A 23,067-nucleotide genomic window follows, 5' to 3' on the forward strand; every position below is an offset into this window, starting at 1 on the left:
GGATCAGCGTCCGGTCGACGGCGCCCGACCGTGGTTTCAGCCGGTCAGCCAGGTGCGCAGCCGCTCCTCGGTCTCGGCGATGGCACTCAACGAGCAGTGCTCCTCCCGCTTGTGCGCGAGGTTCGGGTCGCCGGGGCCGTAGTTGACCGCCGGGACGCCCAGCGCGCTGAACCGGGCCACGTCCGTCCAGCCGAACTTGGCCCGGGCCTGGCCGCCGGTGGCCGCCAGGAAGGCCTGCGCGGCGGGCTGGGCGAGGCCGGGCAGGGCGCCCGCGGCGAAGTCGGTGACGGTCAGCTCGAAGCCGTCGAAGACCTCGCGCACGTGCTTCTCCGCCTCGGCCTCGCTGCGGTCCGGCGCGTAGCGGAAGTTGACCGTGACGACGCACTCGTCCGGGATCACGTTGCCGGCCACGCCGCCGTCGATCCGGACCGCGTTCAGGCCCTCGCGGTACTCCAGGCCGTCGATCTCCACCCGGCGCGGCCGGTAGTCCGCGAGCCGGGTGAGCACCTCGGCGGCGTGGTGGATGGCGTTGTCACCGAGCCAGCTGCGGGCCGCGTGGGCGCGCACGCCGGTGAGCCGGACCTGCGCCCGCAGGGTGCCCTGGCAGCCGCCCTCGACCATGCCGCCGCTGGGCTCCATGAGCACCGCGAAGTCGGCGGCCAGCCACTCCGGGCGCTCCTTGGCGAGGTGGCCGAGGCCGTTGCGGTGGGCCTCCACCTCCTCGCAGTCGTAGAACACGAAGGTGAGGTCGCGGTTGGGCTCGGGCAGGGTGGCGGCGAGCCGCAGCTGGACGGCCACACCGGACTTCATGTCGGAGGTGCCGCAGCCGTAGAGCAGGTCTCCGTCGACGTACGAGGGCAGGTTGTCGGCGATCGGTACGGTGTCCAGGTGGCCGGCCAGGAGGACCCGCTCGGCGCGGCCCAGGTGGGTGCGGGCGACCACGTTGTTGCCGTACCGGTCCACGGTGAGGTGCGGGTAGCCGCGCAGGGCGGCCTCCACGGCGTCGGCGAGCGCCTGCTCGTCGCCGCTCACCGAGGGGAAGTCGACGAGTCGGGCGGTCAGCGCGCCGCCGTCGAGAGTGAGGTCCAGGGGCGTCGGGTTCGGGCTGCTCATGGCGTCAGCCTAGTCCGCGGGGCCGGTGCGCCGCGGGGGCCGACGGGCGGCCCCGACGGGACCGTCCGGCGGGGGCGAACGGGTGGGTGGCGGCAACCGGCGGCGCCGCACACCCGTCCGAGTGGGTACGGTGTCGGATCTAGGTGCAGGTGCGAGAGGGGCGACGGTGGCCAGGAGAAGGAGCAGCGAGGAGCTGGGCGACGAGACGGCGCCCGCCCGCCGCCGCGGGCCGCTGCGCGCCCTGCTGCTGGTGATCGTCGGGCTGCTCGGCCTGGCGCTGGTCGCGGGCCTGGCCGTGGTGGGCATCTGGTGGTTCGGTTTCAAGCCCGGGGAGTCCGAGGGCTGTTCGGTGAAGACCGCGGCCGGCAACGGCACCCTGGAGCTCCCACAGGCCGCCAACGCCGCGACGATCGCCGCGGTGGCGCGCTCGCGGGGGCTGCCGGACCGGGCCACCGCGATCTCGCTGGCCACCGCCATGCAGGAGTCCAAGCTGCGCAACCTCGCGGGCGGCGACCGGGACTCGATCGGCCTGTTCCAGCAGCGGCCCTCGATGGGCTGGGGCACGCCGGACCAGATCGCGGACCCGGTGTACGCGACCAACAAGTTCCTGGACGGCCTGGTCAAGGTCCCCGGCTACACCCGGCTGCCGCTGACCGACGCCGCCCAGGCGGTGCAGAAGAGCGGCTACCCGCAGGCCTACGCCAAGCACGAGACGAAGGCGACGCTGCTCACCTCGGCGCTGGCCGGCCGGGAGCCCGCCTCGTTCTCCTGCATCGTGCACGACTACGCCAAGCCGGACCCGGCGGACTCCGCCTCACCGACCGCCGGCTCCCCGGCCGCGGGCGCCCCCGCCGGCGCCACCGCGTCCCCGGCCGCGGCGCCGGACCGGGCCCAGGTGCTGGCCGACCGGGTGCGCCGGGAGTTCGGCCGCACCGTCACCCCGGCCACCGGCTACGCCTCGACCATCAAGGGCGCCGAGAACGCCGTCTCGCTGACCCCGGACCCGGCGACCGCCGCGCTGACCTCCTCGTCGGACTCCGGCACGGACGGCGGGGTGGGCGCCGAGCGGGCCAGCGGCTGGGAGGTGGCCCACTGGGCGGTCGCCCAGGCCCAGCAGTTGGGCATCGCGACGGTCGCCTACGACGGGAAGATCTGGCGCAAGACCAAGTCCGAGGACGGCTGGCAGCCGCAGACCTCGGGCACCTCGACCAAGCTCGTCCTGGTCACCTTGGCGCCGTCCGGCAAGGGTTGACGCACGGGTGTTCGGGTTGCCGCCGGACGGGTGATTCCGGTCAACCCCGGTGGACCGGCGGCCCGCTCCGGCGGGGCGGGACGGAGAACCGTCACTCCCCTTGGCGGGGCCCGGTCCGGCGGCCTCCGGCGGGCCCGGGGAAGGCCGTTCCCGCAGTCGTACGATCCGATCGTCGGTCAGGCACTTTCCTTGCACGGGCCGAAACCTTCTGGCTTCTCAAGCGGTAACAACGTCGTCCGCCCGGTCGTCCACGCCCGGTCCCATGGGCGGACGGGACGGACCCAGACCCCTTCGAGGAGCCCCATGTCTCACCCCCTCACGCGCCGGATCGCCCAGGCCGCGCTCATCGTGGCCGCCGGAGCGACCCCGCTGGTCGCGGCCGGCTCCGCGTCCGCCCTGGGCGGGGACGCCCTGCTGCCCAAGAGCGACCTCGCGGCGCCACTGGGCCAGCTGACCAACAACGACACCGGTTCCACCCTCCAGCACACCACCCACCAGCTCGGCCAGGCCGCCGGCACCACCGGCGCGGCCACCGTCGCCGCAGGCGTACCGGCCTCCGCCGACGCCGCCGGCAACATCGTCGCCCACCAGCTCCCCGAGGCGAACGAGAAGGCGAGCTCGCTGACCGCGCCGGTCGACCAGACCGCCGCCACCACCGGCCAGCTCTCGGCCGTCACCCCGAAGGTCGCCTCGGCCCTGGCCGGCAAGCTCGGCGAGGCCGTCACCGGCAAGGGCATGGGCACCCGCAGCGCCAACGCCGGCGCCAGCCCGGTCGGCGGACTCGCCCAGGCGGGCTCCGTCGCCCAGGCGGTCCCGGGCGCCGACAAGCTCTCCGGTGCCCTCCCCGGCACCAACGCCGTCACCGACGCCCTGCCGCTGGGCTCCGTCGAGCGCGCCCTGCCGCTCGGCTCGGTCGAGCACACCCTGCCGGCCGGCCTGCCCGGCACGGACGCCCTGGGGCTGGCCGAGCACGGCTCGGCCAACCGCCTCGGCGGCGCCGACCTCGGCCCGAACAACCCGCTGTCCGGCCTCACCGGCGCGCTCGGCCCGGTCGGCGGCCTGCTGGGCGGCGTGAACGGCGGCAGCATCAGCGGCCTGCCGCTGTAGTCCGCGTGCCGCGGTCCCCACGCGGTGGTCCCTGCGGTGGTACGAGTGCCGTGATCCGCGTGCCGGAGCCCTGATGACGAAGGGGGCCGGTGTTCCTCCTCGGAACACCGGCCCCCTTCGTCGGTCCGCTCAGCGCGCGGCGCCCAGCCGCTCCACGGCCGCCGCGACCCGCTCGTCGGTCGCGGTGAACGCGACCCGGACGAAGCGCTCGCCGGCCGGCCCGTAGAAGTCGCCGGGCGCCACCAGGATGCCCAGCCCCGCCAGTTCGGCCACGGTCTCCCAGCACGGCCGGTCCTGGGTCGCCCACAGGTAGAGGCTCGCCTCGGAGTGCTCGATCCGGAAGCCGTACGCCTCCAGCGCCGCCCGCAGCGCCGAGCGCCGGGCCGCGTACCGCTCGCGCTGCTCGGCCACGTGGGCGTCGTCCGCGAGCGCGGCGACGGTCGCCGCCTGGACGGGGGCGGGCACGATCATGCCGCCGTGCTTGCGCACCTCCAGCAGCTCCTTGACCACCACCGGGTCACCCGCGACGAAGGAGGCGCGGTAGCCGGCCAGGTTGGAGCGCTTGGAGAGCGAGTGGACGGCCAGCAGGCCCTCGTGGCCGCCCCCGCACACCTGCGGGTGGAGGACGGAGACCGGCTCCGCCTCCCAGCCCAGCTCCAGGTAGCACTCGTCGCTGACCAGCAGCGCCCGGTGCTCCCGGGCCCACTCGACGGCGCGGCGCAGTTCGTCCGCGTCCAGCACCCGGCCGGTCGGGTTGGACGGCGAGTTCACCCAGAGCAGGCGCACCCGGGAGCCGTCCAGCTCGTCCACCGAGTCGTACTCGACCGGCTCGGCGCCGCACAGGCGCGCGCCGACCTCGTAGGTCGGGTAGGCCAGGCGCGGGTAGGCGACCTGGTCGCCGGGGCCGAGGCCGAGCTGGGTCGGCAGCCAGGCCACCAGTTCCTTGGAGCCGACGGTCGGCAGGACGGCCTGCGGGCCGATCTCGGCGCCGACGCGCCGGCGCAGCCAGCCGGCGATCGCCTCGCGCAGCTCCAGCGGGCCCCACACGGTCGGGTAGCCGGGCGTGTCCGAGTGCGCGGCCAGCGCCTTCTGGACCACCTCGGGGACCGGGTCCACCGGAGTGCCGACGGAGAAGTCGCAGAGGCCGCCCGGGTGGGCCAGGGCGGTCGCCTTGTACGGCTCCAGCCTGTCCCAGGGGAAGTCCGGCAGGAGGTCGGACAGCCTGCCCCGGTCTGAATGGCGGCGCGCCGCCCCCGGGTGGCCCGGGAACGGCGCGCGCGTGCTGTCGGTGTTCACAGCTTCGTTGCCACCGATCGTCAGTGGTCGGCGTTCTGCGGCGGCAGAGCGGCGATGAACGGGTGGTCACGCTCGATCAGGCCCAGCTTCGAGGCGCCACCGGGCGAACCCAGGTCGTCGAAGAACTCGACGTTCGCCTTGTAGTAGTCCTTCCACTCCTCGGGAGTGTCGTCCTCGTAGAAGATCGCCTCGACCGGGCAGACCGGCTCGCAAGCGCCACAGTCGACACACTCATCCGGGTGGATGTAGAGCGATCGCTCACCCTCGTAGATGCAGTCAACCGGGCACTCTTCGATGCACGCCTTGTCCTTCACGTCGACACAAGGCTGCGCGATGACGTAGGTCACGCTGTCGTTCCTCCTCGGAAGGGCCTGGCGGCCCGTTCTGTTCTGCTCGCGTGCGCGGTGAGCGCGGCGTCGTCGATGCCCGCCCCTAGTATCGCGGGTCGGAGACCGCAAATGCACAGGAGGTGGCCTGATGACGACGGGCAGCCCGGTCGAGGACCGTCCGGAGGTCCGGATAGATCGCTCTGACGTGGGACGACGCGTGTCCGTCCGGCGCCTGGCCGAGTTCGTGGACGACCGCCCGGTCTTCCGGGATTCGATCGGCGTGCTCACATCGTGGGACGACGAGGGGTTGACGGTCGTACCGCGGTCCGGCGGCCCGGTCCACGTGCCGGAGAAACTGCTGGTCGCGGGCAAGGTCGTGCCGCCGTTCCCCGCTCGGCGCGCTCCCCTGCCGGTCGTCGCGCCGGTCGAGCTGCAGCGGATCGCCGGGCGCGGCTGGCCGGCCGTGGAGCAGGAACCGCTCGGCGAGTGGACGCTGCGCGCCGCGGCCGGGTTCACCCGGCGGGCCAACTCCGTCCAGGCGCTCGGCGACCCGGGGGTGCCGCTGCCGCAGGCGCTGGCCGCCGTCCGGGCCTGGTACGCGGCACGCGGGCTGCCCGCCTACGTCGAGGTGGTCTCCCCCGGCTCCCCGGACCGGCTCGTCGCGGAACTCGACCGGCTGGGCGCCGGGTACGCGCCCACCCTCGTCCTCACCGCCCCGCTGGCCCTACTCGCCCGGGCCGGCACCGGACACGACCGGGTGCGGCTCGCGCGGACGGCCGACGCCGCATGGCTGTCGGCGTACCGGCGGGTCACCGGCGACCCGGCCGTGGAGGAGGCGGCGCTGGAAGTCCTGCACGGCGGGCCGTCGGTCTGGTTCGCCAGTGTGCCGGGCGCGCCCGGGCAGCCGCCGCTCGCGATCGGACGCTGCGTCATCGAGGGCTCCTGGGCCTGCTTCGGCGCGATCGAGGTCCAGCCGTACGCCCGGCGGGCGGGGCTGGGGACGGCGGTCATGGCGGTACTCGCCTCGCGCGCGGCCGAGGAGGGGGCGAGCGGCGGATACCTGCAGGTCGAGGCGGAGAACACGGGGGCGATCGCGCTCTATGACGGACTCGGCTTCACGACCAGTCACACTTACCACTATGCCCGTCTTCCCCAGGAGTAGCAGTCGGGTCGCTTTGTCCGTTTTCCGCTCTTCGTTTGTCCGCTTGTCCGCTTGTCCGCCGGCCGGTCGCCATGTCCGCCTGTCGACCGGCCCGCCCCACCCTCACGTCCGTCCCGCCAACTCGTCCCTCCGCCGTACGAAAGCCGTCGCCGTCACCGTGACCGAGCAGAGCAGAGACCGTTTCCGGACCGCCGCCCGAGCCGAGCAGCCCGACCCGGTGCTGCTGTGCGTGCTCGCCGCCGCCGAACACGGCCCGGCGCTCGACCCCGGCGACCCCGGCGAGCCCCCCGGCGTGGACGCCCTGCTCGCCGCCTGCGAGGCCGCACTGGAACGGCACGCGGCCGCCGTCCGGCTGGCCGTGGCGGAGCGCGCCCCCGCCGGGCCGGAGGAGACCGCCGCCCTGCTCGCGGCCGTCCTCGGCGGGCGGGAGCGCTTCCACGGGCGGCAGGCGGACTACCGGCGGCTGGAGTCCTCGCTGCTGCCCGAGGTGCTGCGTCGGCGGCGCGGGCTGCCCATCATGCTCTCCCTGGTGTGGACGGCCGTCGGGCGGCGGGCCGGGCTCGCCGTCCACGGCATCGCCCTGCCCGGCCACTTCATCGTCGCCGTCGGCGGCCCCTCGGGCGGCGACGACTACGTCCTGGCCGACCCGTTCCACGGCGGGCGGCTGCTCGACCCGGAGGACGTCCAGGGCCTGGTCGCCGCCGCCGGGCACGACTTCACGCCCGCCATGCTCACCCCGGCCCAGCCCCTCGACATCGTGCTGCGGGTGCTCGGCAACATCCGCGTCTGGGCCGCCGACCGGCCCGAGCACGCCCGCACCCAGCTCTGGGCCACCGAACTCGCCCTGCTGCTGCCCCGGCACCCCGCCCAGCTCCGCCTCGAACGGGCCGAACTCCTCGTCCGGACCGGGGACTTCCTCGGCGGCGCGGCGGAGATGGACGCGTACGCGCAGATCCTCGACGCCTTCGACCCGGACGGCGCCGCCGAGGTCCGCCAGGAGGCGCGGGCGGCACGGCACCGGCTCAACTGAACCGGCCGGGCCCCGCCGTCAGAGCCAGCCCTTCTCCCGGGCGATCCGGACGGCCTCGGTGCGGTTGCGGGCGTCCGTCTTCTGGATCGCCATCGACAGGTAGTTGCGGACCGTCCCCTCCGACAGGTGCAGCCGCCTGGCGATGTCCGCGTTCACCGCGCCGTCGGCGGCCGCCCCCAGCACGTCCCGCTCGCGCGGGGTCAGCGGGTTGGCGCCCTCGGCCAGCGCAGCCGCCGCCAGCGCCGGATCGATCACCCGCTCGCCGCGCAGCACCCGGCGGATCGCCTCGGCCAGTTCGGAGGCGGGCGCGTCCTTCACCAGGAACGCGTCCGCGCCCGACTCCATCGCCCGGCGCAGGTAGCCGGGGCGGCCGAAGGTCGTCGCGATGACCACCTTGGTCTGCGGCGCCCGCCGGCGCAGTTCGGCGGCGGCTTCGATGCCCGTCATCCCCGGCATCTCGATGTCCAGCACGGCGACCCGCACGTCGTTCGCCAGCACCGCCGCCACCACCTCGTCCCCGCGCCCGACCTGCGCGACGACGTCGATGTCCCCCTCCAGCCCGAGCAGCGCGGCCAGCGCCTCCCGGACCATCCCCTGATCCTCGGCCAGCAGTACGCGGATCGAGGCCCCGTTGTCTGTGTCACTCATGGCCCCGACCTTAGAGGGAAACGGTCTTGAGTCTCCGGTGGGGGGAGACCGCACAGTGGTGCCCATGGACGGAGACGACACCAGCTATTCGATCGGCGACCTCGCCCGGCGGACCGGGCTCACGGTCAAGGCCATCCGGTTCTACGCCGACACCGGCATCGTCCCGCCCACCGGCCGTACACCCGCCGGCTACCGGCGCTACGACGTCCACGCGCTCGCCCGGCTCGACCTCGTCCGCACCCTGCGCGAACTCGGCCTCGACCTGCCCGCCATCCGGCGCGTGCTGGAACGGGAGGCCCCGCTGCCCGAGGTCGCCGCCGCGCACGCCGAGGCGCTGGAGGTCCAGATCAGGACGCTCCGGCTGCGCCGGGCAGTGCTGCTCGCCGTCGCCCAACGCGGCTCCACCCCAGAGGAGATGGGACTCATGCACAAGCTCGCCAAGCTCTCCGACGCCGAACGCCGGCGCCTCGTCCACGACTTCATCGACGAGGCGTTCGGCGGCCTGGACGCCAACCCCGAGTTCGTCGCCATGATGCGCTCCGCCATGCCCGAACTCCCCGAGGAGCCGCGGCCGGAGCAGGTCGAGGCCTGGGTCGAACTCGGCGAACTCGTCCAGGACCGGGACTTCCGCGCCGCCGTACGGAAGATGGCCGAGCACCAGGCCGCCGAACGGGCCGACGGGGACCGCAGCGGCCTGCACCACGCGCTCACCGAGACCGTGAAGTCCGTGGTCGGCAGGGCATTGGCGGACGGCACCGCGCCCGGCTCCACCGACGCCGACCCGGTCGTCGCCCGGCTCACCGCCGCGTACGCCGAGACCTTCCACCGCCCCGACGACGAGGCCCTGCGGCGCTGGCTCCTCACCCGCCTGGAGACCGCCGACGACCCGCGCGCCGAGCGCTACTGGCAGCTGCTGGCGGTGATCAACGGCTGGCCCGTCCCGGAGAGCCTGGCCGAGGTATTCCAGTGGTTCGCCGAGGCCCTGCGCGCCAGACTGCCGGAATGCTGACCCTGGAACCCCTGCGGCCCGACCACGCCGAGGCCCTCCTGGCCTTCGAACGCGTCAACCGCGCCCACTTCGCCCGCACCATCCCCGACCGCGGCGACGCCTACTTCGCCGGGTTCGCCGCCCGCCACGCCGCCCTCCTCGCCGAACAGGCCGCGGGCATCTGCCGGTTCCACGTCATCCGGGACGCCGACGGGGAGCTCGTCGGCCGGGTGAACCTGGTCGACCTCGTCGCCGGCAGTGCCGAACTCGGCTACCGCATCGCCGAATCCGCCACCGGCCGCGGCATCGCCACCGCCGCCGTGGCCGAGGTCTGCCGCCTCGCCGCCACCGCCTACGGCCTGACCGGCCTGACCGCCGCCACCACCGTGGACAACTCCGCCTCCCGGGCCGTCCTCGCCCGCAACGGCTTCCGCTCCACCGCCGAGATCCTCCTCGACGACCGCCCCGCCCTCTCCTTCCGCCGCAGCCTCGACGACCTCCGGCCGCCGGAGTGGGAAGTCGGCCGGGCCGACTTCCCGCTCCGCACATAGGCCCCGCCGGTCGTACCGGCGGCGTCGCCTCCCCCTCCTCCCCGGGGCTCGGCCGCAGCACCGGCTCGGGCCCAAGTCGGCCCCGGGGAAGGGCGGGAGCTATTCCAGCCAGCGCTGGGCGGCTTCGACGCTGTCGGCGCCGCTGGTGTTGAAGGCGATGGCGGCCTGGGGGGCGTGGCGGCGGACGAGGTTGACGACGAGCTCGAAGAAGGGCAGGGCGGGTTCGGGCTTGCGGATGCCGCCGCCGATGACGACGACGTCCCAGCCGCGCCCGGCGAGCGCGGCGACGATCGCGGGCTCGGCGGTGTCGTCGGGCGCGACGAGGGTCATGGCGGCGTCGATGCCGTGCTCGGCGAAGCGGGCGAGTTCGGCGTCGAGGACGGCCCGCAGGCCGTCGCCGTCCATGCCGGGGATGGTGTGCGGGTCGAAGCCCAGGATGAGGACAGTAGCCATGCCTCTCCTGACGATCAGCCCCGCCGGGAGGGTTCCTGACCGCGCGGGGTCCGCTTCGCCCTGGCACCGCCCTCCGCCCGGGACTCGTTCGCGCCCGGCGCGGCCTTCTCCGCCGCCACGGCCTCCGACTCGGCCTCCGGCCCCGTCTCCGGCCCCGTCTCCGGCCCCGTCTCCGGCCCTGACTCCGGCCCTGTCTCCGGCCCCGGGCCGGACACCGTCCGAAGCGGCACCGAGGCCCGCAGCCGGAAGCCCTTCCCCCGCTCCCCCGGCCCGCTCTCCAGCCGCCCGCCGACCAGCGCCAGCCGCTCCTGCAACCCGGAGAGCCCGTTCCCCGGCTGGGACTTGCCCGGCCCGCGCCCGTCGTCGGCGATCTCCAGGACGGCGTAGCGCTCACCGCTCGCCTCCCAGCTCTCGTCCGCCGTCACCGTGCAGACGGTGGCGCCCTCGCCGTGCCGGACGATGTTGGTGACGGCCTCGCGCAGGGCCCAGGCGAGCGCGCCCGCCTCCTCGTTGGCCAGGCCGGGCCAGGTTTCCGCGAGCTCCGGCGCGGCCTCCAGCCGGACCTGGGCGGCGGCCAGCGCGGTGCGTGCGGCGGCGAGTTCGACCGGAAGGGTCGGGCGGCGGAAGCCGGTCACCGCCTCCCGGACGTCGATCAGCGACTGCCGGGCGACCTGCTCGATGTCGGCGACCTGGGCCCGCGCGGCCTCGTCCTTGCCGGCGTCCATGAACCGCCCGGCCAGTTCGCTCTTGAGGGTGATCAGCGACAGCGAGTGCCCGAGCAGGTCGTGCAGGTCGCGGGCGAGCCGCAGCCGTTCCTCGGAGGCGGCCAGGTGGGCGACGGCGGCCCGGGCCTCGCGCAGTTCCTTCATGGCGGCGACCAGCCGCTGCAGGCCGGTCATGGCGACGCCGGAGAGGAAGGCGCTGAGCGTGAAGGTGGCGATGTTGTCGGCCCCGGCGTGGACCAGCACGCCCGTTCCGGCGGTCAGCACGGCCACCGCGGCGAGCGCCCGGACGGCGTGGTGCAGCGGCGTGATGATGGCGACGCACACCGCGGTGTAGATGAACAGGGTCAGGAACGCGGCGCCGAGGACGAAGGAGGCGGCGACCGCGAGCACGACCATCGTCGCGACGATCACCTGGCAGGCCCGGGGCCGCATCCCCGACTGCGAGCGGAAGACCACCAGCAGGACGTAGGCCACCATGAAGCCCACCAGGCAGGTCCAGCCGAACGCCCGCCCCCCGGGGCTGTGGTTCCCGTTCAGCAGGTCGGTCGCCGGGTAGGCCAGGTAGAGCATCCACAGCAGCATCCAGGCGACCTTGACCAGCATCTGCCGTCGGGTCTCCACCGGGGAGCCGGGGATGTTCATGAACGACGTACGCGCCGGACCCGCCTCCGGCTGCTCGTCGGATCGGTGGGTCTGGCGCGTGTCGCTCATGTCGATCATCATGCCTGGCGGGTGTCGCGGCGGTACAGGGCCGCGGCGGCGACGACGAACACCGCGAGGAAGCCGGCCAGCCCGGCGACCGCGACGGTGTCCAGGGAGTGCCCGGGCTGGGTGAAGGTGGCCAGGTGGTTGTACAGGTAGACGGGGTTGAAGCGGGCGAACTTCTCCATCGAGCCGCTCACCGGGAACCAGGTGCCGCCGAGCAGCGCCATCGCCATGTAGGTGATCATCACGATCGGCTGCACGGCGTCCGGCGCCGCCGCGTACCCGAGTGCCACGCCGAGCGCCGCGAAGACGAAACTGCCCAGCCACAGCGCGACGGCCAGACCGGCCCACTGGGCCGCGGAGAGCGTGACGCCCTGGGCCAAGCCGACCGCGAAGACCACCAGGATCGCCGGCAGGGTGGTGACCGCGCTCGCCGCGATCTTGCCGACGGTGTACGCGCGGCCGGGCAGCGCGGTCAGCCGCAGCTGCCGGGTCCAGCCGCTCTTGCGCTCCAGCGAGATCCGCTGCGCGCTGCCGGTCAGCACCGCGCCGACCGCGCCGAAGGTGGCCATCGAGACCATGAAGTAGGTCTTCACCGGGAGGCCGCCGGCCTGGTTGGCGGCGCCGTAGGCGTGGATGAAGAAGACGTACATCAGCGCCGGGTAGACGACGGTGAAGAACAGGTAGCGCCGGTTGCGGAGGGTCCGCAGGATCTCCAGCTTGATCAGGGTGGTCATCGCACGCTCTCCTTCTCGGCGCCGTGGGCGGCGTCCTCGCGGTCCAGCTCGCCGGTGATGGTCAGGAAGGCCTGCTCCAGGCCCACGCCGGTGACCTCCAGGCCGCGCGGGTACAGGCCCGCCCGGTAGAGCCCGGCCACGCTCGCGTCGGCGTCGGCCGTCCGGATCCGCACCGTCCGGACCCCGGCGACGCGGGCGGTGACGTCCAGCGACTGCACGCCCGGCAGGCTGCGCAGCACGGCGTCCTCGAACCGGCCGTCCGTGTCGTGGAGTTCGAAGGCGATCCGGCGGGCGCCGGCCCGCGCCTTGATCTCGGCGGAGCTGCCGTCGGCGATCAGCCGGCCCCGGTGCAGTACCAGGACGCGGTCGGCGATCGAGTCGGCCTCCTCCAGGTAGTGGGTGGCGAACAGCACCGTGCGCCCGGCGTCGGCCTGCGCCCGCATGCTCGCCCAGAACGCCTGCCGGACGCTGACGTCCATGCCGGTGGTGGGCTCGTCCAGCACGATCAGGTCGTTGTCGCCGGCGATCGCCAGGGCGAAGCGCACGCGCTGCTCCTGGCCTCCGGACAGCTTGTCGACCCGGCGCTCCGCCAGCTCCGTGATCCCCGCGTCGGCCAGCACCCCCGTGACCGACCGACCGCGGGGGTGCACGTCGCAGGCGAGCCGGACCAGCTCGCGCACCTTGACGTCGGACATCAGTCCGCCGCTCTGCAGCATCGCGCCGACCCGGCCGGCCGCGATCGCCGCCCGCGGGGCGCCGCCGAACAGCGTCACGCTGCCCTGGTCGGGTTCCCGCAGGCCCAGCAGCAGGTCCAGGCTGGTGGACTTGCCGGCGCCGTTCGGGCCGAGCAGGGCGACGGTCTCGCCCGGCCGCAGCACGAGGTCCAGCCCGTCCACGGCGCGCACCCGCCCGTAGCTCTTGCCCACGCCGCGGAAGGCGGCCACCTCGGTGTCCATCGCCCGGCTCCTCTTCCCTGATGGTGTCGCGTCCGGTGCTGTTCGCACCACCTCAGAGTCCCGCGCGGGCGGGTGGCGGCGGCAGTGTCCGCCGTCGTGCGTTCGGTATGACGGATGTCATGGCGGCGGCCGGTACCCGGATCAGGGGCACCGGCCGCCGGACGGGCTGGTGAGGAGCGGTCGTCGGGCCCGTGACGGCCTCCCTCACCGTCCCGTCACAGGCCCAGCGCGCGCTTCACGAAGTCGACCTGGAGCAGCAGCAGGTTCTCCGCGACCTCCTCCTGCGGTGTCATGTGGGTGACCCCGGACAGCGGCAGCACGGTGTGCGGGCGCCCGGCGGCGAGCAGCGCCGAGGAGAGCCGCAGGGTGTGCGCGGCCACCACGTTGTCGTCGGCGAGCCCGTGGATGATCATCAGCGGGCGCTCCAGCCCGGCCGCGTAGCCGCTCAGCGAGTTGGCCGCGTACACCTCGGGCCGCTCCGCCGGGTCGCCCAGGTAGCGCTCGGTGTAGTGGGTGTCGTACAGCGCCCAGTCGGTCACCGGCGCGCCGGACACCGCCGCGTGGAAGACGTCCGGGCGGCGCAGCACGGCGAGGGCGGAGAGGTAGCCGCCGTACGACCAGCCGCGGATGGCGACCCGCCCGAGGTCCAGCGGGAACTCCTCGGCGAGCGCCTGCAGCGCCTCGACCTGGTCGTCCAGGGTCGCCCCGGCGAAGTCGTGGGCGATCGACTTCTCCCAGGCCGGCCCGCGCCCGGGGGTGCCGCGGCCGTCGGCGACGACCACCGCGAAGCCCTGGTCGGCGAACCACTGCGAGTTGAGGTGCGGGTTGTGCGCCTGGACGACGCGCTGGCCGTGCGGGCCGCCGTACGGGTCCATCAGGACGGGCAGCAGGCCGTCGCGCTCGCGGTCGTAGCCGGTGGGCAGGAAGACGGCGGCGGGGATGCGGCGCTCGCCGGCGAAGCGGAAGACCGGGCGCGCGGTGATGACCGGGGTCTCGGCGTACGAGGCGATGGTGGCGACGTCGTCGACCACCACGCCCTCGGGCAGGTCCCGGGCGACCTGCACGAGGGTGCCGGGCAGGTCGGGCTCGGCGGTGGCCCGGACGGTGATCCCGCCGGCGTGCACCGCGCTGGTGACGGAGGTGAACGGCCGGCCGTTGGCGGACTCCCAGCCGAGCCGCTTGCCGTCGTGGCTGATCCGTCCGACGGCGACCCAGCCGGGCTCCGGGTCGGTTTCGGTGGCGCCGCCGGAGGCGGTGAAGAACACCTCGTCGTCGGTGACCGCGACGACCGAGCGCAGGTGCAGGTCGGCCCCGGTGACGGCGTGGTCGCCGATCACCAGCGCCCGGGTGCCGCCCTCGTCCGAGATCCGCACCAGCTTGCCGTCCGGGGTCCACGCCGGGACGCCCCGGAACAGCTCCAGCCAGGCGCCGTCCTCCTCCTCGTGCAGCACCTCGGTGGCGCCGGTGGCCACGTCCAGGCCGAGGATCCGCTGGCGGCGCTGGTCGCGGGACTGCACCTGCAGCAGCGGCACGCCGCCCGACGACCAGTGCACGCGGCCCAGGTACGGGAAGGCCGTGCGGTCCCAGACCACCTCGGTGCGCCCGCCGCGCAGGTCGAGCACCCAGAGTCCGACCTCGGCGTTGGCGGTGCCGGCCGCCGGGTAGGCGACCTCGGCGGGCTCGCGGTCCGGGTTGGCCGGGTCGGCGATCCACCAGCGGCGCACCGGGCCGTCGTCGGCGCGCTCGACCAGCAGCCGGTCGCTCTCCGGGGACCACCAGAAGCCCCGGTCGCGGTCCATCTCCTCCTGCGCGATGAACTCGGCCTGACCCCAGGTGACGTTCGGTCCGTCCGGCTCGGCGAGCACCCGGTCGCCGCTGCCGTCGGTCCGGGTCAGCCGCAGTTCGCCGGCGGTGTTGGCGTAGGCGACGTACGCGCCGTCCGGCGACGGCCGCGGGTCCAACAGCGGCCCCTGGGCGGGCAGTTCGGCGGTGGCACCGGTGGTGAGGTCGGCGGTGAACAGGCGGCCGGAGAGCGCGAACGCGGCCAGCGTGCCGGCCGCGTCCAGGGCGTAGCCGACGATGCCGGCCGAGCCTTCCCGGCTGCGCTCGCGGCGGGCCTTCTCGGCCGGCGAGAGGTCCTCCTCGCCGCCGCCCAGCAGGACGGCCGGGTCGGCGGCGATCCGCTCCTCGCCGGTGGCGGTGTCGAGGGTCCAGAGCAGGTTGGCCCGGTCGCTGCCCGTGGAGGTCCCGTCGGCCGAGTGCCGGGGGCGGGAGCGGAGGAAGAGGACCCGCGAGCCGTCCGGCGTGACGGAGAAGGAGCGGGGCGCGCCGACGGTGTAGCGCAGGGTCCGCGCGTACTGCCGGGGGAAGGTGTCCGCAGGGGTGTGGGAGGTCATGGCACCAGACCCTACGACGCGGGACTGCCGCCGTCGGGAGGCTGGTGATCACTCGTTCGGAGCATCGCCCCCGAGTGCGTCCCCACGGCTTCCGGACCCCCTCCGACCGGCCCGGGCGCCTCCTGCGCCCCGCGCGCCCCGGCACGCCGGGACTCACCGAACGTAATGCTCCCCTTACCCATCGGGTATGACTTGTCGAGCGAGTGATCGTCGGCCCCGTCCCGGACCCCGGTCACCCGCAGACTCCAGTCCCGCGCCGTCCCACCGCCGCCCTCCCAGGACGGCGGCGCCCGAGAAGGGGTGTGAGCCGACATGGCCATGAACATCTCCGCAGCCGTGCTGATGCTGGTCATCGTGGTGGTGCTGATCCGCCGCTCCGGCCTGAAGCTGGCGCACGCGATCGTCTGCGCGCTGCTCGGCTTCTACCTGGCCTCCAGCTCGATCGCCCCGTCGATCAGCCAGGTCACCAGCAACCTCGCCGGGATGATCAACGGCCTGAAGCTCTGACCCCGCGACGGCGGTCGTTAGGCTTCCTCCCATGACCGCGACTACCGGCCGCCGACTCCTCCTGGTGCACGCGCACCCCGACGACGAGTCGATCGGCAACGGCGCCACCATGGCCCGGTACGCCGCCGAGGGCGCCAGGGTCACGCTGGTGACCTGCACCCTCGGCGAGGGCGGCGAGGTGATCCCCCCGGAGCTGGCCCACCTGACGGCCGATCGGGACGACACCCTCGGCGCGCACCGGATCGGCGAGCTGACCGAGGCGATGCGCGCTCTCGGCGTCACCGACGTCCGCTTCCTCGGCGGCCCGGGGCGCTACCGCGACTCCGGGATGATGGGCGTGCCCGACAACGACGTGCCCGGCTGCTTCTGGCGGGCCGACGTGGACGAGGCGGCCGGCCACCTGGTCGCGGTGATCCGCGAGGTGCGCCCGCAGGTGCTGGTCACGTACGACGAGAACGGCGGCTACGGGCACCCGGACCACATCCAGGCGCACCGGGTCGCGATGCGCGCCCACGAGCTGGCCGCCGACCCGGCGTACCGCCCCGAGTCGGGCCGGCCCTGGCGGATCGCCAAGGTGTACTGGAACCGGATGCCCCGCTCGGTGATCGAGGCCGGGCTCGCCGAGGCCGCCGCCAAGGCCTCCTTCCCGGGCGTCGCCCAGCCGTCCGACGTCCCCGGCGTGGTCGCCGACGAGGTCGTCACCACGGTGCTGGACGGCGCCGCGTACGCCGGGCGCAAGGCCGCCGCGATGGCCGCGCACGCCACCCAGATCACCGTGGACGGCGCCTTCTTCGCGCTGTCCAACGACCTGGGCCAGCCCCTGCTCGCCACCGAGTACTACCAGTTGGCGCGCGGCCAGGCCGGCCCGGGCGAACCGGAGGACGACCTGTTCGCGGGCCTCGACACCGTGTCCGCGGACACCGAGGAGGACGCCCGATGAGCAAGCCCGCCGCCCAGCCGCCGCGCCGGTCCGTGCCGGCGGCCGTCCTCGGCACCCGCGAGGAGCGGCTGGCCGAGCCCCAACCCCCGCGCGCCGCCCGGATCGCGGCGTATGTCCTGTTCTTCCTGCTCGGCATCGCCGTGTCGGTCTGCGGATCCTTTGTGCAGGCCCTGTGGCCGCCCGTGGGAGTGCTGTTGGCGCTCGCCGCGACGGCCGCCACCTTCTACGCGGGCCTGCGGGTCACCGGCACCCGCCTGGGCGCGGGCGCCCCCGCGGCAGGCTGGTTCCTGGCGATGCTGCTGCTGATCGTGCCCCGGCCGGAGGGCGACAACGTGCTGTGGTCCAACGCCACCTCACTGGCCTGGCTGTTCGCCGGCTCGGTGCTCGGCGTGATCTGCGCCACCCTGCCCACCCGCACCAGCTGGTTCCCCGGGGTGCCCGGCCCGCGCTGACCCCGCCCGCCTGCGGCGCACGGCCCCTCGTACGACGCGCAGTCAGGAGCGCACGGCCTTACTCTCATACCGGAGGAACCGGACGTATCAGGATCTGTCCGAAGCCGTTCACCGCTCAGTTCTTCCCAGTATGGTGGTCCCGCAGAACGCCGTACCCGACCGCCGCCCGCCCCAGCCGGGCCCGGCGCCCACGAACCGCGGTCGCGCCGCACGGCCCGCCCGCGAACCCGGAGCAGAGCAGCATTGAGCAGCCGCGAATCTGACAACGCCCACCCGACGCCCCGGCGCACGGGTCCGGACGCCTACCCGTCGGGCACCCCGCCCTACGGCACACCGGGGCTGCCCGGCGGCGACCGGGCCGCGGCCGGCGCCGGCCAGGGAGCCGCGTCGGGCGGCGAGGACGACGGTCCGAAGACCGAGACCACCCTGACCACCCGGGTCCGGATCAACATCCCCGGCTCGCGCCCGATCCCGCCGGTCGTCGTCCGCAGCGCCGTCAAGAACGAGGACGGCCCGGCGGAGGAGCCGCCGGCCGCCGCCCCCGAGCCGGGCGGCCCGCGGCACCGCTCCGCGCCGGCCTCGCCCGTCCTCGGCGTGATGGACGGCGGCGGCACCTCCACCCCGCCGAACCTGCCGCCGGAGTGGCAGGTCCCGCCGATCCCGCCGGCGACCTCGGAGTCCGAGTCCACCGGCGCCTGGTTCCGGCCGCGGCAGAAGAAGGCCCAGACCGCCGAGCCCGCCCCGGCCGCGGTGCCGGTCGGCGCCCCGGGCGCCGCGAAGGCCGCGCCCGTCGCCGAGCCCCGGCCGCAGGCCGCAGGCCGCCCGGCCGGCGGTGCCGCCCGCGCCAACGGCGCCCCGAACGGCCGTCCGGTGCCCGCCCAGGGCAAGTCGCCGAACCCGGGCGCCCCGACGCCGTCCGCCGCGCCCCGCCGCGCCGAGGCCCCGGCGGAGGAGCCCGGCGTCTACGAGGCCGCCGCTCCGTTCGCGCCCGCCGCCGACCCCTTCGCCCCGGTGGCCGACCCGTTCGCGCCGACCCCCGGCCCCGACGCCGGTACCCGCGGCCCGCGCGGCGGCCGTCCCCAGCAGGACCGGCAGCAGGACCGGCAGCAGGACCGGCAGCAGGGCCGTGGCCGGCCTGAGCGGCAGCGGCCCGACCGCCCCCGGCCGAACGGCCCGCAACAGAACCGGCAGCAGCCCGGCCCGCAGAACGGCTTCCAGCCGAACGGCCCCCGCCCGCAGGGTGCGCCGGCCGCCGAGCCCAGCCCGGAGGACACCTCCGTCGACGGCTTCCGGCCGATCCGCGAGGACACCCCGCCGCCCGCCGCGATATCCGGCCTGCCTCGCAACGGCGCCCCGCACGGTACCGACGGCCGTTCGCAGCCGGGCCTGTTCGCCTCGGCGCCGGCCGGTACCGACCCGTTCGCCACCCAGCGCCCGGCCGCCCCCGGCCAGGACGTCCCCGCCGCCCCGGCGGGCCCCGGCGGGCTCTTCCCGGGCACGCCCGGCGCCGGCCCGCAGGCCGGCCGCCCCCAGCCGTCCGGCCACGACCCGGAGGCCACCGAGTTCACCCCGCTGCCGCCCCCGGCGCCCGGCGCCCGGCCCGAGGCCGCCCAGGGCGCCCCGGCCGCCGCCCCGCCCGCCCCGGCACCGGCTCCCGCGAAGTCCGTGCCCGCCAAGGCCAAGCGCGGCGGCGGCAGGAAGCTGGTCAAGCTGGGCGTCTACGGCATCGGCGCCGTGCTGTTCCTCGGCGCCGCCGCGTACGGCACCGGCCTGATGCTCAACCAGTCCGACGTGCCCAAGGGCACCGTGGTCCTCGGCACCGACATCGGCGGCAACAGCCGTGACCAGGCGATCCACTCGCTGGACGAGTCGGTCGGCAAGGCCGGCCAGCAGCCGCTCAAGCTGAAGATCGGCGACCAGAACGTGGACCTCGACCCGACCGTGGCCGGGCTGAGCTTCGACACCACCGCCACGGTGGACGGCCTGGCCCAGCACAGCTACAACCCGGTGGACGTCATCACGTCGCTCAAGGGCGGCAGCAAGGCCGTCGCACCGGAGGTCAAGGTCGACCGGGCCAAGCTCAAGGCCGCCCTCGACACGCTGGCGGCGGGCTCCGGCCAGGGCCTGCAGGAGGGCTACGTCAAGTTCGGCGACAACGGCGACCCGGTCGTCGTCCCCGGCCGGGCCGGCCAGGCCGTCGACTCGTCGAGCGCGCTCGACGTGGTCGAGCAGGCCTACCGCGACCGTGCGGCCGGCAAGGCCGACCAGCCGATCGCCCTCGCCGTCACGGCCGCCCAGCCCAAGGTCTCCACCCAGGCCCTGCAGGCGGCCGCCGACGGCCTCGGCAAGCAGATCGCCAGCGGCAAGGTGCACGTCCTGGCGGGCACCAAGTCCTGGGACTTCGGCGCGAAGACGGCCTCCAAGGCGCTCACCCTCGTCCCGGACGCCTCCGGCAAGATCGTGCCCAAGTGGGACATCGACGCGCTCACCGCCCAGCTGGGCACCGTGTTCGACAAGGTGAAGATCAAGAAGAACGGCCAGCTCGTCGCAATCACCCCGCAGGACGTCGCGGACGGCGTCGGCTCGGTCTTCGACAAGACCGGCGACAAGGACCGCACCGTCAAGTTCGCGGTCTGACGCACCGGCCCCCCGTCGAGGGGCGGGTCCTCATCCGGGCCCGCCCCTCGACAACTCCACCCCCGGTCAGCAAGATGTGACGCCACACCTTCCGTCACATCCACCTCGGGGAGCACGCCGATGGGCCGCCGCCTCCAGCACCACGGGACGGCCCTGCTCGCCGGCCTCACCGCCCTCACCCTCTCCCTGGCGCTGTGCTCCTGCGCCTCCGGCCAGGGCGACGCGGGCGCCGGGGCGCTGCCGTCCGCCCCCGCCTCGCCCAAGCTGACCTCGGTCGACATCAACCCCCACGACCGCGCCCAGCTGCGCCAGGGCGGCACCCTGAACCTGGCGATCGCCCAGTTCTCCCGCCAGTGGTCGCCGATCCACGAGGACGGCAGCGAGTCCTCGACCGTCGCCGTCACTAAGCCGCTGCTGCCGACCTTCTTCCGCTCCGACGCGGCCGGCACCCAGACCGTGAACCCCGCCTACCTGCAGGAGGCCCACGCCGACCTGAGGGACGGCCGGCAGGTGGTCACCTGGACGCTCAACCCGAAGGCCCACTGGTCCGACGGCACCCCGATCACCTGGCGCGACATCGAGGCCAACTGGCGTGCCCTGAACGGCAAGGACCCGGCCTACAAGCCCTCCAGCAGCACCGGTTTCGAGCTGGTCTCGTCCGTCGAGCGCGGCAAGGACGACTTCCAGGCCGTGATGACCTTCGACCGCCCGTTCTCCGAGTGGCAGTCGCTGTTCAACGGCGCGGGCAACGCCCCGCTGCTGCCGGCCTCCCGGATATCCACCCCGGAGCTGTTCAACACCGCCTACCTGGACGCGATCCCGGTCACCGCCGGCCCGTTCAAGGTCGAGCAGCTGGACCGCGCCGCGCAGACCGTCACCCTGGTCGCCGACCCGGCCTGGTGGGGCGACAAGCCGATGCTGGACAAGCTCGTCTTCCACGCGATGCTCCCCGACGCGATGGCCGCAGCCTTCGCCAAGGGCCGGCTGGACCTCGTCAACATCGGTCCCGACGTGGCTGGTTACCAGACCATCAGGAACACCAAGGACGCCGTCGTGCGCCGGGCCGGCGGCCCCGACTTCCGCCAGTTCACCCTGAACGCCCACACCCCCGCACTGGGCGACGCGACCGTGCGCCAGGCCGTGTTCCAGGCGATCAACCGGGACGCCGTCATCCGCGCCGACCTCAACGGCCTGGACTGGCCCGCCGTCCCGCTCAACAACCACCTGCTGGTCGCCAACCAGAACGGCTACCGCGACAACTCCCTGGGCCTGGCCCGCTACGACCCGGCCGAGGCCGCCCGCAAGCTGGACTCGGCCGGCTGGAAACTCGACGGCGACGTACGGAAGAAGGACGGCCGCGAGCTCAACCTGCGGATGGTCATCCCGGCCGGCGTGACCCAGGCCCAGAACGAGGCCGCGAACACCACCAGGATGCTCAAGGACGTCGGGATCAAGGTCAGCACGGTGACCGCCCCCGCCAACGAGTTCTTCGACAAGTACATCAACCGCGACGACTTCGACATCACCGCCTACTCACTGCTCGGCACCCCGTTCCCGGCCAGCGGCAACCGCGCCAACTTCGTCCAGAACGGCGGCACCAACCACGCCGGCGCCGGCAGCGCGGCAGTCGACGCCGCCCTCGACCGGGCCGCCGCCGCAACCGACGCGGCCACCGCCTCCGAGGCGATCAACCAGGCCGACGGCGAACTCTGGAAGGTGGCCGGCGTGCTGCCGCTCTACCAGCGCCCACAGCTCTACGGAGCCCGCGCCGACCTCGCCAACATCGGTGCACAGGGCCTGTCCGACATCGTCTGGGAGAACGTCGGCTTCGTGAAGTAGCGGCCGGCTCCGTGCAGTAGCGGCCGGGCCCGCTCAGCCGTGCAGCGTCTCGCGCCAGTAGTGGCAGGCGCTGCGGCGGCCCGCCAGCTCCTCCCCGTGCTCGCCCGTCACCGGCGCCAGCGGCGGCAGTTCGGAGCGGCAGCGGTCCTGCACCCGGTCGCAGCGGGGGTTGAAGGCGCAGCCCTCCGGGATCCGCAGCAGGCTCGGCGGCAGGCCCTTGATGGCGTGCAGGTTCCGGCCCTTCTGGTCCAGGCGCGGGATGGAGCTGAGCAGGCCCTTGGTGTACGGGTGCGCGGGGCGCGCGTACAGCTCGTGCACCGGTGCGGTCTCCACGATCCGGCCCGCGTACATCACCGCGATCCGGTCCGCGACGTCCGCCACCACGCCGAGGTCGTGGGTGATCAGGATCAGGCCCATGTTGAACTCGGCCCGCAGGTCGGCCAGCAGGTCCATCACCTGGGCCTGGACGGTCACGTCCAGGGCGGTGGTGGGCTCGTCCGCGATGATCAGGTCCGGCTCCAGCGCCAGCGCCATCGCGATCATGATGCGCTGGCGCATGCCGCCGGAGAACTGGTGCGGGAAGTCGCCGACGCGCTGCCGCGCGGCCGGGATGCGCACCCGGTCCATCAGCTCGACGGCCTTCTCCTTCGCCTCCTTGCGCGAGACGCCGTGGTGCACCCGGAACATCTCGCCGAGCTGGTAGCCGACGCTGAGCACCGGGTTGAGCGCGGACAGCGCGTCCTGGAAGATCATCGCGATCCGCCGGCCCCGGACGGCCCGCCGGGCGCCGGCGCCCATGGTCAGCAGGTCCTCGCCGCGGAACAGGATCCTCCCAGCGGTGATCCGCCCCGGCGGCATGTCCAGGATGCCCATGATCGCCTGCGCGGTCACCGACTTGCCCGACCCCGACTCCCCCAGCACCGCCAGCGTCTCACCGGCCGACACCGCGTAGCTCACCCCGTTGACGGCCTTCGCGACGCCGTCCCGGGTGTGGAACTCCACGTGCAGGTCCTCGACCTCCAGCAACGGGGTTCCGGGTACCAGGCTCTCCCGACCGCCGCCGATCACCTCCACCGCGTCCATGTGAGCAGTCCTCCTCAGCGCAGCAGCGACCACCGATAGGCGCAGAGCAACTATCAAGGACCGGACCGCACTTGGCGACCCTGCGGCAGATCACTTTTCCATCACGGGACGAACGGCGAAGGGCGCGCCCCCGTACGGGGACACGCCCTTGAGCGGAAACC

General features: G+C 74.3%; 21 protein-coding genes. 11 read left to right on the forward strand and 10 right to left on the reverse strand.

Features of this window, described 5'->3' with window-relative positions; all coding sequences use genetic code 11:
* Positions 1-36: 36 nt before the first annotated feature.
* On the reverse strand, positions 37-1,113 hold the full coding sequence (gene dapE / locus IF30_RS0112730) for a succinyl-diaminopimelate desuccinylase (RefSeq protein WP_030236419.1): 1,077 nt from the start codon (positions 1,111-1,113) through the stop codon (positions 37-39).
* A gap of 166 nt (positions 1,114-1,279) precedes the next feature.
* Between dapE and IF30_RS0112735 the strand changes: the two genes are divergently transcribed.
* Positions 1,280-2,365, forward strand: a complete 1,086-nt coding sequence (locus IF30_RS0112735; RefSeq protein ID WP_078891355.1) for a hypothetical protein — start codon at positions 1,280-1,282, stop codon at positions 2,363-2,365.
* A gap of 303 nt (positions 2,366-2,668) precedes the next feature.
* The gene (locus tag IF30_RS49255; RefSeq protein ID WP_051710064.1) at positions 2,669-3,472 is read left to right on the forward strand and encodes a hypothetical protein; all 804 of its coding nucleotides are present in this window, start codon (positions 2,669-2,671) and stop codon (positions 3,470-3,472) included.
* 129 nt (positions 3,473-3,601) lie between these two features.
* On the opposite strand, the gene dapC is transcribed toward IF30_RS49255, so the two are convergent.
* On the reverse strand, positions 3,602-4,693 hold the full coding sequence (gene dapC / locus IF30_RS0112745; protein WP_030236426.1) for a succinyldiaminopimelate transaminase: 1,092 nt from the start codon (positions 4,691-4,693) through the stop codon (positions 3,602-3,604).
* Positions 4,694-4,788: 95 nt separating this feature from the next.
* Positions 4,789-5,115 (reverse strand): ferredoxin, encoded by a 327-nt coding sequence (gene fdxA / locus IF30_RS0112750; protein WP_030061559.1) that lies wholly within the window; start codon positions 5,113-5,115, stop codon positions 4,789-4,791.
* A gap of 130 nt (positions 5,116-5,245) precedes the next feature.
* On the opposite strand from fdxA, the gene IF30_RS0112755 reads away from it, so the two are divergent.
* Both IF30_RS0112755 and IF30_RS0112760 read left to right on the forward strand, forming a co-directional pair.
* Complete coding sequence (locus IF30_RS0112755) at positions 5,246-6,259, forward strand: GNAT family N-acetyltransferase (RefSeq protein WP_078891356.1); 1,014 nt, start codon at positions 5,246-5,248, stop codon at positions 6,257-6,259.
* 157 nt (positions 6,260-6,416) lie between these two features.
* A complete protein-coding gene (locus IF30_RS0112760; RefSeq protein ID WP_030236432.1) occupies positions 6,417-7,289 on the forward strand; it encodes a transglutaminase-like domain-containing protein in 873 nt (290 codons plus the stop codon).
* 18 nt (positions 7,290-7,307) lie between these two features.
* On the opposite strand, the gene IF30_RS0112765 is transcribed toward IF30_RS0112760, so the two are convergent.
* Positions 7,308-7,937, reverse strand: a complete 630-nt coding sequence (locus IF30_RS0112765; RefSeq protein ID WP_030236435.1) for a response regulator transcription factor — start codon at positions 7,935-7,937, stop codon at positions 7,308-7,310.
* A gap of 64 nt (positions 7,938-8,001) precedes the next feature.
* Here IF30_RS0112765 and IF30_RS0112770 point away from each other — a divergent pair, with 64 nt between their 5' ends.
* A complete protein-coding gene (locus tag IF30_RS0112770; RefSeq protein ID WP_030236439.1) occupies positions 8,002-8,946 on the forward strand; it encodes a MerR family transcriptional regulator in 945 nt (314 codons plus the stop codon).
* Positions 8,940-9,476, forward strand: coding sequence for a GNAT family N-acetyltransferase (locus IF30_RS0112775; protein WP_051710066.1), 537 nt, complete (start codon positions 8,940-8,942; stop codon positions 9,474-9,476). Before IF30_RS0112770 ends, IF30_RS0112775 begins: the two co-directional genes overlap by 7 nt.
* A 99-nt stretch (positions 9,477-9,575) precedes the next feature.
* On the opposite strand, the gene IF30_RS0112780 is transcribed toward IF30_RS0112775, so the two are convergent.
* From IF30_RS0112780 to IF30_RS0112800, 5 genes are all read right to left on the reverse strand, one after another.
* Complete coding sequence (locus IF30_RS0112780; protein ID WP_030236444.1) at positions 9,576-9,929, reverse strand: hypothetical protein; 354 nt, start codon at positions 9,927-9,929, stop codon at positions 9,576-9,578.
* 14 nt (positions 9,930-9,943) lie between these two features.
* Positions 9,944-11,365, reverse strand: a complete 1,422-nt coding sequence (locus IF30_RS0112785) for a sensor histidine kinase (RefSeq protein ID WP_234322692.1) — start codon at positions 11,363-11,365, stop codon at positions 9,944-9,946.
* 8 nt (positions 11,366-11,373) lie between these two features.
* On the reverse strand, positions 11,374-12,096 hold the full coding sequence (locus tag IF30_RS0112790; protein WP_030236449.1) for an ABC transporter permease: 723 nt from the start codon (positions 12,094-12,096) through the stop codon (positions 11,374-11,376).
* Complete coding sequence (locus tag IF30_RS0112795) at positions 12,093-13,052, reverse strand: ABC transporter ATP-binding protein (RefSeq protein ID WP_030236451.1); 960 nt, start codon at positions 13,050-13,052, stop codon at positions 12,093-12,095. Before IF30_RS0112795 ends, IF30_RS0112790 begins: the two co-directional genes overlap by 4 nt.
* A gap of 215 nt (positions 13,053-13,267) precedes the next feature.
* Positions 13,268-15,448 (reverse strand): S9 family peptidase, encoded by a 2,181-nt coding sequence (locus IF30_RS0112800; RefSeq protein ID WP_030236454.1) that lies wholly within the window; start codon positions 15,446-15,448, stop codon positions 13,268-13,270.
* A gap of 312 nt (positions 15,449-15,760) precedes the next feature.
* On the opposite strand from IF30_RS0112800, the gene IF30_RS0112805 reads away from it, so the two are divergent.
* The 5 genes from IF30_RS0112805 (at position 15,761) to IF30_RS0112825 (ending at position 21,823) form a co-directional block, all read left to right on the forward strand.
* Positions 15,761-15,955, forward strand: a complete 195-nt coding sequence (locus IF30_RS0112805) for a DUF2304 family protein (RefSeq protein ID WP_030062563.1) — start codon at positions 15,761-15,763, stop codon at positions 15,953-15,955.
* A 31-nt stretch (positions 15,956-15,986) separates the two neighbouring features.
* Entirely contained in the window at positions 15,987-16,895 is a 909-nt protein-coding gene (mshB, locus tag IF30_RS0112810) for an N-acetyl-1-D-myo-inositol-2-amino-2-deoxy-alpha-D-glucopyranoside deacetylase (protein ID WP_030236458.1), read from the forward strand.
* Positions 16,892-17,347 carry a DUF6113 family protein gene (locus tag IF30_RS0112815; RefSeq protein ID WP_234322693.1) on the forward strand — a complete coding sequence of 152 codons (456 nt, stop codon included), beginning with the start codon at positions 16,892-16,894 and terminating at the stop codon, positions 17,345-17,347. The genes mshB and IF30_RS0112815 overlap by 4 nt, the downstream gene beginning before the upstream one ends.
* A gap of 243 nt (positions 17,348-17,590) precedes the next feature.
* Positions 17,591-19,984, forward strand: a complete 2,394-nt coding sequence (locus IF30_RS0112820) for a peptidoglycan binding domain-containing protein (RefSeq protein WP_030236465.1) — start codon at positions 17,591-17,593, stop codon at positions 19,982-19,984.
* 120 nt (positions 19,985-20,104) lie between these two features.
* Complete coding sequence (locus IF30_RS0112825) at positions 20,105-21,823, forward strand: ABC transporter family substrate-binding protein (protein ID WP_051710069.1); 1,719 nt, start codon at positions 20,105-20,107, stop codon at positions 21,821-21,823.
* 33 nt (positions 21,824-21,856) lie between these two features.
* On the opposite strand, the gene IF30_RS0112830 is transcribed toward IF30_RS0112825, so the two are convergent.
* Positions 21,857-22,906, reverse strand: a complete 1,050-nt coding sequence (locus tag IF30_RS0112830) for an ABC transporter ATP-binding protein (RefSeq protein ID WP_051710073.1) — start codon at positions 22,904-22,906, stop codon at positions 21,857-21,859.
* Between the last annotated feature and the right edge of the window lie 161 nt (positions 22,907-23,067).

Origin of the sequence: Streptomyces sp. NRRL S-350 (assembly GCF_000719705.1) — a bacterium.
Lineage (GTDB): Bacteria > Actinomycetota > Actinomycetes > Streptomycetales > Streptomycetaceae > Kitasatospora.